The following is a 14576-nucleotide window of genomic DNA, read 5'->3' as shown; positions in this document are numbered from 1 at the left end:
GGGATATTAAAAAGGAGTAAATGATGATTATTAATTTACCACCGCATATTGAACAATTGGTCGTGCGTCAAGCTGAACTACAAGGCGTAAGTGTACAGCAAGCGACTACGCAAATTTTGGAACAACATTTTCAAAAAGAACGTGCGTTTAATTTCGATTTAGATGAAATAAAACAAGCGGTTGAAAGTGGGTTTGTGGAAATGCCTGTGTCAGCAAAAAAAGATTTTGCCAGTTTTGACGCTTGGTTAAAGGATAATTTTGCATGAAAGTTAATTTTAGTCGAAGCTTTGCGAGTAAAATTGTTCATTTTCCAAAAAAAACGATAGAGAAAAAATTTTTTCTTTTATCCAACATATAGAGCAATACGGCTTTGATGGTTTGACTGGTCGTAATAAAGCATCACATGAAGTACCCACCGATGACCCTAATTGGCGTGATAAAGTCAGTTATGCTCAAAAATATCATTTATGGCATTATCATATAGGCATTCCACATTATGAAAACAGTTCATATGGCGACCAAGTGAGTGAATATATTTTGCACTATATGCGATTGGAAAATGAAATTAAATTAGTCGCATTATCTTATCATCCACCTTTTGAATTACCGCAACCAAACGATTTAATTTAAAAAAATCATTCAATCCATAGACGTTTATAGAGTAAGAAATGATAAATTTATCAGATGAAATTAAGCAAGATATGTATGAAAGTGCTAAAAATTTATGGCTTTCAGCATTATTTGAAAATATATCAGGTTATTATCCCGATATTTCTTTTGACGAGCAAAAGGCATTGTTTTTTGTATTGGTAGAAGAAGCACTAGATAAAGAAATTATTAAATTTGATTATCCACCTTTAGAAGAATACTCAGATAAAGTAGGTTTGTGGCAAACTGATAATCAAACGATATTGCAATATTTAAAAGATGGTTTTCCGAAAAATGCTTCTCATAGACATGATGATGACGTAAATTTATATTTTTATGTTGTTGCCCCACCAGTATTATGGCGACAAGATGATGGCAGTTATTATGGGAGTTAAAGTGGATTTGAAATAAATAAAAATTCAATTATTTTTTAATCAATTTAAAAACAAAGACCGATAAATAAAAATCCCCAATGCAGTAAATAATAGCGAACCTACTACATGCAAAATTACCAACATTATCGCTCCAAACAATTGTTGATTATCTATCAATGCCCAAATTTCCACGGAAAAGGTCGAAAATGTGGTTAATCCACCACAAAATCCCGTCATCACCAATAATTTAAGCTGTGTTTGTTGAATATTTTGCTGAAAATACGCCATTGCAAAACCAATGATGAAGCCACCCAATAAATTCACACTGAGCGTACCAAGCGGATAATTTGTCAAAATAGGATTAAGCTTAAGACCAATGCCCCAACGTAACCACGCCCCTAAAGTCGCACCTATCGCAATGGATAACAAAGACAGTAACATATCACACCCAAGATATTGAAATTAAAGAAAACTATGCCAAATACCCACCTGACCATCTTTTAATTTTGCCACATTGCCCATACTCAACCACTGCATATGCGAACCATGAAAATCACTACCTACTGATACTTTGAGCTGATATTTTGCAATCAAATCATCAATCATTTTTCGGGTATTGGGATTTTCTTGGGCTGGGGGCAGTTCAATGGCATCACCGCCATTTTGGGCAAATAATTCCACCATATAGCGAATATTGGTCGCCGATAAATCGTATTTGGTCGGGTGAGCCAGTACCGCAAAACCATTTGATTGATGAATAATATCTATCGCATCTGCCATCGTGACACCCATAAATGGCACATAGGCTCGTTTGCCTTCTTTGAGATATTGGTCAAAGGCTTGCTGTTGGCGACTGACGATTTTTTTATCCAGTAATACTTTGGCGATATGCGAACGAGTGATGCGGTCATCATGTCCATCGACCAAGGCACGCACATCGGGCAAAATATCATGCACAATGATTTTTTGTAATTTTTCACAAATCAATCTGGCTCGCTCGCCACGCAATTGCTGTTGTTGTGCCAAAAGCTGTTGCATCGGGGCAAGATTTTGCATATTTAACGCCACGATATGCACGCTATGGCTTTTTTTAGTGCTTGGGCGTGACCAAACCGCAGAGATTTCCACGCCATCAATAAAGCGGATGCCTGCTTGCTGTGCATAATTTTCAGCAATCACATTACCATCTATGCTATCATGGTCGGTCAATGCCATCATGGTGATATTTCGCTGTTGTGCCATTGCCACCAATTGTTGCGGTGACAATTCCCCATCAGAAAAATGACTATGCATATGTAAGTCGATACCCAACATGGTGTATGATACGCTCTTGCTCGATTCTAGGCTGACTACTGTAACATGAAAACCTTACTTGATTATCTACCGATCATTATCTTTTTTTATTTTTATAAAACTACAGACCCTAAAGATAATCAACATCCGATTTTACAAACTATCGGTAGTGCAGGGAATACAGATCAAAACCATATTTTGGTGGCAACCGCAGCGTTATTGATTGCAACGCTCGTGGTATATGGCTGCTTATTTATTTTCCAAAAATTTAAATTGGAAAAAATGCAGTGGTTTATTGTGATTAGCTCAATCATTTTCGGTGGCATTACTTTGGCATTGAGCGATGTAACCTATATCAAACTCAAAGCAGTAATTATTAATGCTGGGGTTGGTAGTGCTTTTTTATTTTCAGCCTATTTCACCAAAGACAAACAGCCTGTTATCCGTAAAATGTTCGATCCACTATTATCAATGGATGAAAAAGGCTGGCACAAGCTGAATTTGGCATGGTGCGGACAGTTTCTTATCTTAGCAATTTTGCATATTTTGTTTGGTTTTGTGATAGCAGGTGGTAAATACTGGGGTGAATTTACTGCATTTGGTGATATTATATTTAGCTTAAGTTATTTAGGGTTGATGCTGTTTAGCGTACGTAAATACTTTAAAAAAGATATTTCATCTTAAATCTTGATTTAGATAGGGAGTAAGTCATGCCTTTATTTATGATCCAATGCGTAGATTATCCAAATGTATTAGAAAAACGTTTGGCAGCTCGTCCAAAGCATATCGAACGTCTGAATACCTTAAATGATGCAGGGCGATTGGTTTTGGCAGGGCCGATGCCATTAGATGCCAATGATACCAGTAAAGGATTCTATGGCAGTCTGATTGTAGCAGACTTTGCCGATCAACACGCTTTGGATGAGTGGCTAGAGCAAGAGCCGTATATTTTGGCAGGTGTTTACCAAAGTGTGACAGCAAAGCCATTTATTCAAGTCTTTCCGCAGGTAAGTTGATATGTCACATGCCAAAAAAGTCATGAGTATCTTGCTGATGAGTGCATGGTTTATGGGTCATGCTTGGGCGGAAACAGCATCGACACCCGTATCAGCGGCAACACCTACAGCAACAGCTCCAGTCGCAGTAGCACCTTCAGCCAATCCACCACTTATACAGAATGTACCAGTGAATCCGCATGATGCCAATGCTAAAGCACCTGTTCTAAGTAATGCACAGCTGATTGCAAAACACAAACAAGAGCTTGATGCACAACAACAACGCTTGACTGCACTAGAACAAGCCAATCAGCTTGCTTTAAGTCAAAACCAAGCGTTGCAGCTTAAAAATGATAATTTGGGTGTGCAAATCCAGGTTTTACAAAGTGAACGTAGCTCGCAAATGTTTATCTATGGTGCAGTAACCATTGCGGTGGGTGGATTGGTTGGCTTTTTGATCGGCATGTTTATTTTTACACGCAATCAACGTCGTCGTTTCTAAGACGATATATTGATGATTTATTGGTCGTGAAGCCCAAGTGTACCACGGCCAAGAATAAATATTAGTACGACCATTAAAATCAGGCAACACCATGCAAAATATACAAAAAATTGACACCGCAGAGTTAGAATGGCAACACGTTGATGGTGTAGATATTCCCATTTCTAAACAGTTTGGTGATGTGTATTTTTCCAAAGCCAATGGATTGCTTGAAACACGACATGTATTTTTAAATGGTAATGATTTGGCTGAACGCCTAAGCCAACTTGATGATTTTGAATATTTTAGTATAGGTGAAACAGGCTTTGGCACAGGTTTAAACTTCCTCGCACTGTGGCAATTATGGCAACAAGTCCGCCCGAATAATCATAGCCATTTGCATTTTATTACTGTAGAAAAATATCCTTTACATATTGATGATTTAAAACGTGCTTTGGCGGTGTGGACGGAATTGGCGGATTTATCAGCACAATTGATTGAATGCTATCCACTACCGATCGCAGGCTGTCATCGCATTCATTTTGCCAAAGAACGCATCAGCCTAGATTTATGGCTGGGTGATGCAGTGGATATTTTCCCCAAAATTTATACAAATCACCCTGTGGATGCATGGTTTTTAGATGGTTTTGCACCATCATGTAATGCTGATTTTTGGCAAGATAATATTCTCAAGCATATTATTCGTTTATCAGCCGTAGGAACGACTTTTGCGTCATTTACTGTGGCAGGTGTGGTAAAACGTGGTTTGGCACAATACGGTATCCAGATTAGCAGACCAAAAGGCTTTGGGCATAAACGAGAAATGCTTAAAGCGGTTTGGCAAGATAAACCACAAGATATTGATTTAAATCAAGATAAAAATAGTTCAGCTTACCAAAATCCTGTGCTTCGACAAGCTCAGCACGAACGAAAAGATTTAAAAATCGCCATTATTGGCGCAGGCATTGCAGGGTTGAGCTGTGCTTGGGGTTTGGCTCAACGTGGCTATCATGTTGAAATATTTGATAAAAATGCACCTGTCTCGGGTGCATCGGGCAATCCTTTGGCGTTGCTTAACCCAAAACTTTGTCCGATTGAGCAAAGCAGTGAACATTTAATGCTGAACAGTTGGCAATATGCAGTTCGACATTATCGTCAATTTACAGCTTTTCGCTCGCTGACTGTACAACAATTACAGCTCAAAGCTGAAAATGAGCTTGATTATATTCAGCAATATCCACAAGATTTATTATCAGATGAAAATATTTATCCACAATGGAACAGCACTTTTCCACAGCTGAATCTAACTCAAGCTGGTGGCGTTGAACCGAAAATGTTGGCAGAAGAAATCTTAGCTCATCCGTTGATTGATTATCATCAATTGGATGTTGAAAATATCACAACATTACAAGATGGTAAGGTGATTTTGAATCACAATGAACAATTGACTTACGATAAAATCATTCTTTGTACTGCCAAGCAAACAGCCGATTTGGTATCACCTTTTCCGCCACTCAAAGCCATACGTGGGCAGGTAAGTTGGTGTGATGTACGTTTGATAGAGCAAAAGCATGCATATAGTTATAGTGGCTATTTAACGCAAGTGAATGATCATCAATTGGTGCTTGGTGCGTCGTTCCACCCTAATCGTGATGATGATGATGTACTGTTCGCTGATCATCAACATAACTTTGATTTGGTACAACAAGCTTTGCCAAAGCTTACTGAACAATTGCCTGATATTGAGCAATGGCAGGGTAGAGCATCAATTCGTACGCAAACTGCAGATTACTTCCCGATTGTGGGTAAAGTGGCTCAAGGTGAAATTTATGCACTCACGGGTTTAGGTTCAAAAGGCTTCTTATTTGCACCACTTTGTGTAGAAGTGTTATTGGCAGAAATGCTTGGCGAAAGTTCACCAGTTCCATATAGTCTATGGCAAAAACTACGCCCACAGCGTTTTAGAAAGACTTATCATAGTTAGTTCTAGTTTATCAAGACACGCGGTTTTCTTATCAGCGTATTTTCAAAACGTAAGGTGCGTAATACGCACCCTACATGCGAATTAAATTCTTCTACAAAATCAAATAATTATGCTTTAACTTATCTAGAACTCACATCAATTAATCTTTATGCGATAAGGAATATTTCCGAATTCAAACTTCTCGAAATCAAAGCAATTGCTGATAGAATTAGTGTCTTCAAAAATCACCTGTCCTATACTATCTTTAACAAGATAATGGATTTTTACTTGGTCCTCTTTGACGATTTTTGCTAGCATTTTTCGGGAATATTCGTCTCGCTTACCAGCATTTTTATAAAAACCCTCACACGCACCGACAAAGCTATCTGTTTTCATTTGCCCAATCATATCTTCCGTAAAGTCAGATTTTTTTATTTGCTTGAATCGTACATCGAAATTAAGTACTGGATATTTGTTATCCATACTGGCATCTAATTGGGCAGCGACCTCTGGTGGTGCCGCACCCATAAATTCGGATTGACTAAATGGCTTTTTTAGTTCGGTACGAATTTGTTCGGCTAGTTTTTTGTCTTAATATTTAGGATAACCATAATATAATGCACCAAAAATAGCCAATAAAATAACAATACGTTGAATATTCATACTTTCCCTAGATATTAAAAAATTTGTTAAATAGTATAGGCTCTATGCAAAATTAGCAAGACATTTCATATTCAAGACTGAGACAATCTCACTATAAAAAATAGTTAGCTAAACTAGAATGGTGTAACGTATACCATTATCAATAGATTTAGACTGGCTAAACTGATTGCCTGTGGCGTAGTACAACTCAGCTTAGCCTTTAATGTTTTAAGTAATTCTAATTCAAGAATCATTTTGTTTTCAAAATTAAACTTTATTTAATGCATCAATTGGATTCATTTTTGCTGCACGATGGGCAGGCATAAAACCAAAAATCAAACCAATCAAACTGGCACATACCACCGCCCCAACAATCGATGTTGCCGAAAACATCATGGGTATGTTGAAGGCTTGCAATAATGCTCCAAATCCAAACGCCATCAATACCCCAATTACTCCACCGATACAACATACTACCATTGCTTCAATCAAAAACTGTTGCACAATGTCAATATATCTCGCTCCGACCGCCATCCGTACACCGATTTCACTGGTACGCTCGGTGACCGATACCAACATGATATTCATCACACCAATACCACCGACCAACAGCGAAATCACCGCAATTGCGGAGACCAATAGCGTTAAAGATTGGGCGGTTTTTTCTATGGTTTTGGTTAAGCTATCACTATTAAAAATCGTGAAGTCTTTTTTGCCGTGTCGTACGGTAAGAATTTGCGTGACACTTTCCACGGCTAGGCTCGATGACTGCCCTTGTTTGAGCATCACTGTTAAACCTGAGAGATGTGGTGACTGCCCTGCAAAGCGTGCTTGAAAAGTACTATAAGGCATCCACACACGCAAACCACGATCATAATTGGCTTCATAGCCACTATATTTGAATACACCAATAACCCGACATGGTATACCATTCAAAAAAATAATTTGTCCAATTGCTGATGATTTTGGAAATAAAGTCTGTTGTGTGCGTTCGCTGATGACTACATTTTGTGTGAGATTTTGCAAATCTGCTTGAGTAAACATTCCACCTGCGATAAAAGAAACATTTTGTAAGCGATGATGGAAAATATTTACACCATCTACCTGTGCTGTACGCTCAATATTGCCAACTTGTGCAGTCATATTACTAGACAAATCAGGCGATGCACCTGCTACGAAAGGCTGTTGCTCTAAGGCATACATATCATCAAGTGTCAGGCTGTCCACGGCATTTTCCTGCCGATTCCCATCACTACTGCCTGCGGAAATGGATAACGTCGGTGCACCAATGCTATTAATATCTTGCAGCACTTTTTGTTTTGAGCCATTGCCCAATGCCACGATAAGTACCACTGATGCAATACCGATAATGATACCGAGCATGGTCAAAAGCGTTCGCATTTTGTTCATGGTCATGGTAAGAATTGCCATGACAAAGGCTTCTTTCAGACTAGATAGCGTTTTGAATAAATCATTTTGAGATGGCTTTTTTTCAGATGAACTTTCACTTAAATCAATGTGTTGAGTTGAGTTTTGGTTGTTATGATTTTCTCTGTCCAGTAATTCATTTTGTTGATCGGCAATAATTTTACCGTCACTGATTTCAATCACGCGTTTGGCTGAGCTGGCAATTTTTGGGTCGTGCGTGACCAATATAATGGTATGTCCTTCACGATTGAGTTCGGTCAAAATCGCCATCACATCACGACTACTTTGGCTGTCCAATGCCCCTGTCGGTTCATCAGCAAAAATCACCGAACCACCATTGATTAACGCCCGAGCGATAGAAACACGCTGTTGCTGACCGCCCGAAAGTTGGGTCGGGAAATGCTCGCTACGTTCCGATAATCCCAGTTTGGCGAGTAATTCTCGGGCTTTTTGTTCACGTTTGGCTTTGCTTGTACCTGCATACACGGCTGGTACGGCTACATTTTCACTGGTATTTAATGCAGTAAGTAATTGATAACGTTGGAAAATAAAGCCGAATTTATCCCGTCTTAAGCTTGCCAATTCGTCGCTATCCATGCCCAAAGTGGATTTGCCATCAATCAAATAATCGCCCAATGTCGGTGTATCAAGGCACGCCATGATATTCATCAAGGTTGATTTGCCCGAGCCTGATTGCCCGATGATGGCGACCATTTCCCCTGCAAAAATCTCAAGATTGATGTCTTGCAAAACTTGCAGTTGGTTCTCGCCAAAGCTAAAAGATTTGCTGATATCTTGAAGTTTAAGCAAAGGCATGGCTTGAGATTGCATCATAGGACAGTCCGTGTAGCAACGGATTTACCACAGTTTTGGTTATGTACGATAATGCCAGGACCACCTACACAATAGGTGTGATAGTCTTCAACCTCAATATTATACACATCTGTGGTATAGAGTGGGTAAGCAATGCCTGATGCTTCCGCACCCGTATAGCCCTGACGGTCATAATAAGGATATGCGGGGCTATGCTCTGGCTCTAATGGTTCTATAAGACTGTTTGCCCACTCTTCCTCATCTATTATCGCAATTTGACCATAAAAATCTACCTTATTAGGAAAAACTCTATAACCCATCTCAGCTCCTTGCCAGCCCACCATTTGTTTACCGCCTTGTAAATAAGCAAGTTTTTCGTTAAATGTTTTATAGAAAGGCTTAACTGCAATGACTGTATAATATCTACCATTTAAGGCACTTTTGACTAGGTCACCCACTCTGAGTTGATCCACTCTGGTCCAACGTGGCTCTTGATAAATGGTTGGATTGGCCAATTCACCCACTTCGGTCACATCATCTGTAAAGCCATATACCATAAACGGATGGTTTGGTGTCACTGCCATATTCATACCGATATAGCCCAACCCATCTTCAAAAGAAGATAAGCCAAGATACCAGATTTCTTTATTTTCATATTTGAACGTATTGGTTACCCGTTTAGGCACTGCCTCACCAATGCCATTTTCGGGATAAGCCCATACCATATCGCCAATTTGAATATCTTGAATTGGCTTCCAGTAAGGTGCATCTGGCACGCATACCCATGTACCACCAACAATACCGCTGAGATGATTTTGCTTAACTTGTGTCATTGTTTTGCTCCGTATACAATCAGGTGCTATTTTGTGGATAAATAGGGTTGGATTTTTTGATAAAAATACTCCCCCATATTTTGCCGTTCTGGATTCATATCTACCGCAATCATATCCAAATATTTCAGTAACCATATTTTGACATTTTGGGCGATAAATACTTTAAAATCATGTTTATCCGCATCTTGTCCTGTTTGAATTTTTTCCAAACTATCATAATAAGCAAGCCTATCATCACTTTTGATAATCGTAATCGGATAACCTGCTTTTAATAACAATAAATTCATCACCAAACGAGCCGTGCGACCATTGCCATCAACAAAAGGATGAATGCTGACCAATCGCTCGTGCATCTCACTGGCAAGCTCGACAGGGTGCATCGTGTTTTGATTTTGTTGGTAAAAATCAAAATAACTGTCCATCAAATTTGGCACATGTAAAAAACTCGGCAATACGCTCTGACTTCCGTAAATATAAACATCTTCAAGACGATATTTGCCCGCATTGTCACGGTCTATACCATGCAAAATCAGACTATGAATATCCATCAAACACCGCTTATCAAACACTATCGACTGACTTGTCATGTCTTTGATATAGCCAATGGCTTCTTGATGATTGATGGCTTCCAAATGCTCTTGCATGGATTTGCCGTTGAGCATCATGCCTTTGTTAATCACCAAATTGGTTTCGCTTAAGGTCAGCGTATTGCCTTCGATACGGTTACTTTCATAAGTATATTCAAGGTCAAATACCCCTGCAATATGCTTAACTTGATTGGCAGACAAAGGGCGAAAACTATCAAAACACGCTTTTAAATCACTGAGTTGAGCATAAAGTGTCGGCAAATCGTCGGTATCTTGCCAAATTTTTGCAAAAAGCTGACGATGAAATTCGGCTTTATCCTGCGTGTGGATATGGTCTAAATAAGCTTGTTTGATAGTATTCATCTACAACCCTTCCCCATCCAACGGTTTAACTTGCCCATCAGATTCCGACACGATGACTTGTTCACCTGCTTTTAAGCCTGATAACACTTGAGCATTGACCCGATTATTTAAGCCGATTTTCACTTCACGTTCTTCGGGGATTTGCTTGCCATCTTTTTCAGTCAAGACACGCACTTTATATACACCATCACCACTTTCTTCACCCAAAGCCGTGGTCGGAATGGATAAGACATTTTTTTGTTGATTGATCATTACCGTGACATTGGCAGTCATACCGATAAATAATTCGTGCTCAGGGTTGGCAACGTTTAACAGCCCTGCATAATATACTGCACCCGTATTGCCGTCGCCGCCGCTATTTGGAGAAAGTTCTAAACTGTCTAATACCGCATCAAATTGTTTATTTGGTAGGCCCAAAATAGTGAAATGAGCAGGCATACCCAATTTGAGTTTTGGTACATCAGCTTCGGAGAATTTGGCCTTGATTTGAACGGTGTCAATTTGTGCTAAGCGAACGATGGTCGGTGTAGATTGCAAAGCATTAATGGTTTGTCCCTGTTTGGTCACGACCGATACGACCACGCCGTCAATCGGTGCGGTGATACGTGCATAACCCAAGTTTGTTTTTGCAGTATCGATTTTTAGTCGTGCTTGTTGTAATTGTAAGCTACTGGCTTTGAGCTCATTTTCGGCTGTAGTGACGGCATTTTGAAATTTTTGATATTCTAATTTTGGCAAAACACCACCGTCATAGGCAATTTTTTGACTGGCTAATTCAGTGCGTGCTTGTTCAAGATGGCTTTTACGCGTGTCATGTTGAGCGAGTAAGCTTTGATAATTGGTCTCTTCGTCTTTTAAGGTATTGCGTTGTTGCGTAGCATGAATTTCAGCAATCAAGTCGCCTTTTTTGACTTTTTGTCCAAGTTGTACATAAAGTCGTTGTACTTGACCCGTAGCTTGTGCACCGACATCGACCATTTCAAGTGCTTGTACTGTACCACCAGCAATTACACTATCTTCAATGTTGCTCTGTGTGACTGGTGCAGTCATATACTGTGTCTTATCCTGTTTTGTTGAGCTGTAATACCAGTAAGCGGCTGCTGAGATGCTGATTAATAAAACAACAATAGCGATAATTATTTTTTTGCGTTTAGATTTATTTGCAGGGCGATTCATATCTAGATCATAAAAGTAAAAAAAAGATGTAATACTATAACCAAAAGCACTGTTAAGTAACAGTTGTAAAATTGTAGATTATTTTTAACGAAAATTCCTATCTTATCAATAGATTTATGCTATGCTTTTCGCCTTAAAAAGCAGTTGATTGGGGATAAAAATCAATGACGAATACAAGTCAAACAAAGACAGTCAGTACCACACAGGCAGTGATTTTTATCTTTTTATCTGTGGTCAGTATGCAGAGCAGCAGCTCATTGGCAAAAACACTATTCGCTCATTTTCCAGAATTCACCGTATCATTGATGCGATTGTGCTTTGGTGCGTTGCTTTTGGCATTGGTATTTAGGGCGTGGCAAATTGATTGGTCAAAGGTACGTTGGCGTGCGATTTTAATGTATGGTGCATCAATCGCAGGCATGAATTTAATGTTTTATTTGGCAATCAAGCGTTTGCCTTTGGGGATTGCGGTATCACTAGAATTTATTGGTCCTTTGTCGGTGGCGTTATTTCATGCACGACAAAAGATTGATATCGTCTGGGTGATTTGTGCGGTACTTGGCTTGATTTTATTATTTCCACAAGGTGAATTACACCAATTACAACATGGTTTAGATCCATGGGGCGTGTTCTTTGCTTTGGGTGCAGGGACGTGTTGGGGGATTTATATGATTGTCGGTAAAAATCCTACAGGCGTATCCAATATGCATACTGTGACTTTGGGTATGGCAGTAGCATTTTGTTGTGTGTTGCCTGTGGCATTATGGCATGGTATTCCAACAGAATTATTGAATTGGCATTTCTTGGCTTTATTTGTGGCACTGGGAGCATTAGCGAGTGCGATTCCTTTTGCCTTGGATATTGTGGCTTTAAAAAGTTTATCGCCATTATTGTTCGGTATTTTGTGTAGTACCGAACCTGCTTTTGCGGCATTATCAGGTTTGATTTTTTTACAAGAAAAATTGTTATGGACACAGTCTTTGGCGATTTTGGTGTTGGTCATTGCTTCGATTGGTTGTACTTATACCACGCATCGTGCCAAAGTACGTAGTGAACAAGCGACTTAACTTTTAACATTTTTATTAAACAGAAATATAACCATGAAAACACCATCACAACAAGTCGCAATGCTGTGTATGCTCGGTGCAATGCTGTCTTATCAAGCCAGTGCATCATTTGCCAAATATCTTTTTGTGCAGTTAGACCCGACATCGATTACTGCATTAAGATTGCTATTTGCCACGATTTTGATTGTGATTTTTTTACGTTCATGGCGAATCTTTGCACAGCGTGGCAGTATTGTATGGCGAGATGTATTTTGCTATGGATTGGCACTGGGTATGATGAATCTGACGTTTTATCATGCTTTGCATCGCTTACCACAAGGGGTTGCGGTAGGTTTAGAGTTCATCGGGCCTTTGGGCGTGGCAATGCTGTCTATCCAGCAGCGTAAAGATGCGATATGGGTGCTGTGTGCGATTGTGGGTATTGTATTTTTGATGCCGTGGTCAGCTGAACATCATATTTCTTGGTTAGGGGTATGTTTTGCTTTGAGTGCAGGGCTGTGCTGGGGGATTTATATTTATTTTGGGCAACGTATCGTACAGCAAAATTTAGGCTTGCACGGTCTAAGCTTAGGTCTGTTACTGGCAACGATGATATTTTTTCCGATTGGGCTGTGGAATAATGCCGAGCATGTACTCAATACCCAATATTGGAGGCATGCTTTGGGCTTGGCGGTTCTTGCTACGGCGATTCCGTATATTTTGGATTTATATGCCCTAAAATCATTAAGCAAGCTACATTATGGTACGCTGACCAGCTTGTCGCCTGCAGTAGCGACCCTGATGGGTATGCTATTATTACGAGAATATTTATCATGGATACAATGTATTGCCATCGGTTGTATTATGGTTGCATCGATTGGTGTAAGCTGGCAAGCAGGACGAAAAAAAGCCAAAAAAATATAGATTGAAAATACATTTTTTTGGCTTGCTATTGTTCTATAACTGTATCATAATGAAATTGAAAAAGAAGGATTTTGGAGTATGATAATTTATTTATCATATTGAAAATGATAACTTTTTTTAGTGGAGTACAGTAATGATTGATAAAGCCCAAGCCAAACAAAGTCTGTTGGCATTACAAGCAGAGTATAACCAACGTTTGAACGAGATTAATGACCATATTCGCCATCCACAAGATGATGATGCCAGTAACGACTGGGATGATCAAGCATTGGTCGCATCGCATAACGAAATTCGTATGACTCTATCGCAAGAGGCAGTCGAAAACTTAGCTCTAGTCAATCATGCTTTGATGAAAATCGATAGTGAAGAGTTTGGTCATTGCGAAACCTGTGGCGAAGAAATCGAGCCTAAACGCCTAGAAGCCGTGCCTTATGCAAAAATGTGTATCAAACACGCACACTAATCCAAATATGAACAAATAAATCACCCGAGTTGTGGTGATTTATTTGTTCAATTTCAGCTATTTGCGTCAAATTAGCGACAATGCGATGCTTGTACGCTGTGAATTTGATTTTCAACGGCACCGTATTTTGGGTTGTTGGCAGCATTAACACCTGTAGCCATGCTTACTGATGTACTACCTGCTGCCATCATAGAACACTCCATTTTTGTTTGAGCATTCGCATACGCTGGTACAGAACCGCTTTGAGTTGCACAAGCGGTTAGAGATAAAATTGCAATAGCCATTAGTAATATTTTCATAAATCACCTTGATTCAATTGTTCTAAAAAATCAGTTAAAATAAAAGCTTAAGCCAATAAATAACAAACTTGCAACCAGCGTTGATCAGATTGCTTTTTGCTTATTTTTTAGGAATAGTAAACTAAAGCCAAAATAGCAGCTGGCAAATATAAATATCTTTAGCATAAGTATATTAGACCTCTTTCGAAAATGTAAATTTAGCGATTAACTTGCCAATTTATAAATCCTGCCACTAATTTCATTCTCAA

At 39.2% G+C, this 14576-nt stretch carries 18 protein-coding genes; 10 read left to right on the top strand and 8 right to left on the bottom strand.

Annotated features, from left to right (window positions below; translation table 11 throughout):
* The first annotated feature begins 23 nt into the window (after positions 1–23).
* From ACEYX7_RS00445 to ACEYX7_RS00435, 3 genes are all read left to right on the top strand, one after another.
* A complete protein-coding gene (locus tag ACEYX7_RS00445; protein ID WP_374803768.1) occupies positions 24–266 on the top strand; it encodes a hypothetical protein in 243 nt (80 codons plus the stop codon).
* Between the two features lie 112 nt (positions 267–378).
* On the top strand, positions 379–630 hold the full coding sequence (locus tag ACEYX7_RS00440; protein ID WP_374803770.1) for a hypothetical protein: 252 nt from the start codon (positions 379–381) through the stop codon (positions 628–630).
* 38 nt (positions 631–668) lie between these two features.
* Entirely contained in the window at positions 669–1043 is a 375-nt protein-coding gene (locus ACEYX7_RS00435; RefSeq protein ID WP_374803772.1) for a hypothetical protein, read from the top strand.
* 39 nt (positions 1044–1082) lie between these two features.
* Here the strand turns inward: ACEYX7_RS00435 and crcB are convergent, their stop codons facing one another.
* Complete coding sequence (gene crcB / locus ACEYX7_RS00430) at positions 1083–1463, bottom strand: fluoride efflux transporter CrcB (RefSeq protein WP_374803774.1); 381 nt, start codon at positions 1461–1463, stop codon at positions 1083–1085.
* A 21-nt stretch (positions 1464–1484) separates the two neighbouring features.
* Positions 1485–2336 carry a PHP domain-containing protein gene (locus ACEYX7_RS00425; protein WP_374803776.1) on the bottom strand — a complete coding sequence of 284 codons (852 nt, stop codon included), beginning with the start codon at positions 2334–2336 and terminating at the stop codon, positions 1485–1487.
* Positions 2337–2381: 45 nt separating this feature from the next.
* On the opposite strand from ACEYX7_RS00425, the gene ACEYX7_RS00420 reads away from it, so the two are divergent.
* The 4 genes from ACEYX7_RS00420 to mnmC all read left to right on the top strand — a co-directional run bounded on the left by ACEYX7_RS00420 (position 2382) and on the right by mnmC (position 5775).
* Positions 2382–2999, top strand: a complete 618-nt coding sequence (locus ACEYX7_RS00420) for a septation protein IspZ (protein ID WP_374803778.1) — start codon at positions 2382–2384, stop codon at positions 2997–2999.
* A 26-nt stretch (positions 3000–3025) separates the two neighbouring features.
* Positions 3026–3331 carry a YciI family protein gene (locus tag ACEYX7_RS00415; RefSeq protein WP_374803780.1) on the top strand — a complete coding sequence of 102 codons (306 nt, stop codon included), beginning with the start codon at positions 3026–3028 and terminating at the stop codon, positions 3329–3331.
* A 1-nt stretch (position 3332) separates the two neighbouring features.
* Positions 3333–3812 (top strand): SH3 domain-containing protein, encoded by a 480-nt coding sequence (locus tag ACEYX7_RS00410; RefSeq protein WP_374803782.1) that lies wholly within the window; start codon positions 3333–3335, stop codon positions 3810–3812.
* A gap of 91 nt (positions 3813–3903) precedes the next feature.
* Complete coding sequence (mnmC, locus tag ACEYX7_RS00405) at positions 3904–5775, top strand: bifunctional tRNA (5-methylaminomethyl-2-thiouridine)(34)-methyltransferase MnmC2/FAD-dependent 5-carboxymethylaminomethyl-2-thiouridine(34) oxidoreductase MnmC1 (RefSeq protein WP_374803784.1); 1872 nt, start codon at positions 3904–3906, stop codon at positions 5773–5775.
* A 135-nt stretch (positions 5776–5910) separates the two neighbouring features.
* Here the strand turns inward: mnmC and ACEYX7_RS00400 are convergent, their stop codons facing one another.
* The 5 genes from ACEYX7_RS00400 to ACEYX7_RS00380 all read right to left on the bottom strand — a co-directional run bounded on the left by ACEYX7_RS00400 (position 5911) and on the right by ACEYX7_RS00380 (position 11596).
* Positions 5911–6282, bottom strand: a complete 372-nt coding sequence (locus ACEYX7_RS00400) for a hypothetical protein (RefSeq protein WP_374803786.1) — start codon at positions 6280–6282, stop codon at positions 5911–5913.
* Between the two features lie 381 nt (positions 6283–6663).
* Entirely contained in the window at positions 6664–8658 is a 1995-nt protein-coding gene (locus tag ACEYX7_RS00395; protein ID WP_374803788.1) for a MacB family efflux pump subunit, read from the bottom strand.
* Positions 8655–9470: a hypothetical protein gene (locus ACEYX7_RS00390; protein ID WP_374803790.1), complete on the bottom strand. Its 816-nt coding sequence runs from the start codon at positions 9468–9470 to the stop codon at positions 8655–8657. The genes ACEYX7_RS00395 and ACEYX7_RS00390 overlap by 4 nt, the downstream gene beginning before the upstream one ends.
* Before the next feature lie 26 nt (positions 9471–9496).
* Positions 9497–10420: a Fic family protein gene (locus tag ACEYX7_RS00385; protein WP_374803791.1), complete on the bottom strand. Its 924-nt coding sequence runs from the start codon at positions 10418–10420 to the stop codon at positions 9497–9499.
* A complete protein-coding gene (locus tag ACEYX7_RS00380) occupies positions 10421–11596 on the bottom strand; it encodes an efflux RND transporter periplasmic adaptor subunit (RefSeq protein WP_374803793.1) in 1176 nt (391 codons plus the stop codon).
* 164 nt (positions 11597–11760) lie between these two features.
* Between ACEYX7_RS00380 and ACEYX7_RS00375 the strand changes: the two genes are divergently transcribed.
* The 3 genes from ACEYX7_RS00375 to ACEYX7_RS00365 all read left to right on the top strand — a co-directional run bounded on the left by ACEYX7_RS00375 (position 11761) and on the right by ACEYX7_RS00365 (position 14029).
* Positions 11761–12663 (top strand): EamA family transporter, encoded by a 903-nt coding sequence (locus ACEYX7_RS00375; RefSeq protein WP_374803795.1) that lies wholly within the window; start codon positions 11761–11763, stop codon positions 12661–12663.
* A 33-nt stretch (positions 12664–12696) separates the two neighbouring features.
* Positions 12697–13566 (top strand): EamA family transporter, encoded by an 870-nt coding sequence (locus ACEYX7_RS00370; RefSeq protein ID WP_374803797.1) that lies wholly within the window; start codon positions 12697–12699, stop codon positions 13564–13566.
* 133 nt (positions 13567–13699) lie between these two features.
* On the top strand, positions 13700–14029 hold the full coding sequence (locus tag ACEYX7_RS00365; protein ID WP_374803799.1) for a TraR/DksA family transcriptional regulator: 330 nt from the start codon (positions 13700–13702) through the stop codon (positions 14027–14029).
* Positions 14030–14100: 71 nt separating this feature from the next.
* On the opposite strand, the gene ACEYX7_RS00360 is transcribed toward ACEYX7_RS00365, so the two are convergent.
* A complete protein-coding gene (locus tag ACEYX7_RS00360; protein WP_374803801.1) occupies positions 14101–14328 on the bottom strand; it encodes a hypothetical protein in 228 nt (75 codons plus the stop codon).
* Positions 14329–14576 lie beyond the last annotated feature (248 nt).

This window comes from Hubeiibacter jixunmingi (genome assembly GCF_041928215.1).
Lineage (GTDB): Bacteria > Pseudomonadota > Gammaproteobacteria > Pseudomonadales > Moraxellaceae > Acinetobacter.
This window is presented reverse-complemented; position numbering and strand designations above follow the sequence as displayed.

Coding starts and splice junctions, on each gene's coding strand:
- ACEYX7_RS00380 (WP_374803793.1), bottom strand. CDS start 11,596: ATGAATCGCCCTGCAAATAAATCTAAACGCAAAAAAATAATTATCGCT.
- ACEYX7_RS00435 (WP_374803772.1), top strand. CDS start 669: ATGATAAATTTATCAGATGAAATTAAGCAAGATATGTATGAAAGTGCT.
- ACEYX7_RS00360 (WP_374803801.1), bottom strand. CDS start 14,328: ATGAAAATATTACTAATGGCTATTGCAATTTTATCTCTAACCGCTTGT.
- ACEYX7_RS00365 (WP_374803799.1), top strand. CDS start 13,700: ATGATTGATAAAGCCCAAGCCAAACAAAGTCTGTTGGCATTACAAGCA.
- ACEYX7_RS00400 (WP_374803786.1), bottom strand. CDS start 6,282: ATGGGTGCGGCACCACCAGAGGTCGCTGCCCAATTAGATGCCAGTATG.
- ACEYX7_RS00385 (WP_374803791.1), bottom strand. CDS start 10,420: ATGAATACTATCAAACAAGCTTATTTAGACCATATCCACACGCAGGAT.
- ACEYX7_RS00410 (WP_374803782.1), top strand. CDS start 3,333: ATGTCACATGCCAAAAAAGTCATGAGTATCTTGCTGATGAGTGCATGG.
- ACEYX7_RS00390 (WP_374803790.1), bottom strand. CDS start 9,470: ATGACACAAGTTAAGCAAAATCATCTCAGCGGTATTGTTGGTGGTACA.
- mnmC (WP_374803784.1), top strand. CDS start 3,904: ATGCAAAATATACAAAAAATTGACACCGCAGAGTTAGAATGGCAACAC.
- ACEYX7_RS00415 (WP_374803780.1), top strand. CDS start 3,026: ATGCCTTTATTTATGATCCAATGCGTAGATTATCCAAATGTATTAGAA.
- ACEYX7_RS00420 (WP_374803778.1), top strand. CDS start 2,382: ATGAAAACCTTACTTGATTATCTACCGATCATTATCTTTTTTTATTTT.
- ACEYX7_RS00370 (WP_374803797.1), top strand. CDS start 12,697: ATGAAAACACCATCACAACAAGTCGCAATGCTGTGTATGCTCGGTGCA.
- crcB (WP_374803774.1), bottom strand. CDS start 1,463: ATGTTACTGTCTTTGTTATCCATTGCGATAGGTGCGACTTTAGGGGCG.
- ACEYX7_RS00425 (WP_374803776.1), bottom strand. CDS start 2,336: ATGTTGGGTATCGACTTACATATGCATAGTCATTTTTCTGATGGGGAA.
- ACEYX7_RS00445 (WP_374803768.1), top strand. CDS start 24: ATGATTATTAATTTACCACCGCATATTGAACAATTGGTCGTGCGTCAA.
- ACEYX7_RS00375 (WP_374803795.1), top strand. CDS start 11,761: ATGACGAATACAAGTCAAACAAAGACAGTCAGTACCACACAGGCAGTG.
- ACEYX7_RS00395 (WP_374803788.1), bottom strand. CDS start 8,658: ATGATGCAATCTCAAGCCATGCCTTTGCTTAAACTTCAAGATATCAGC.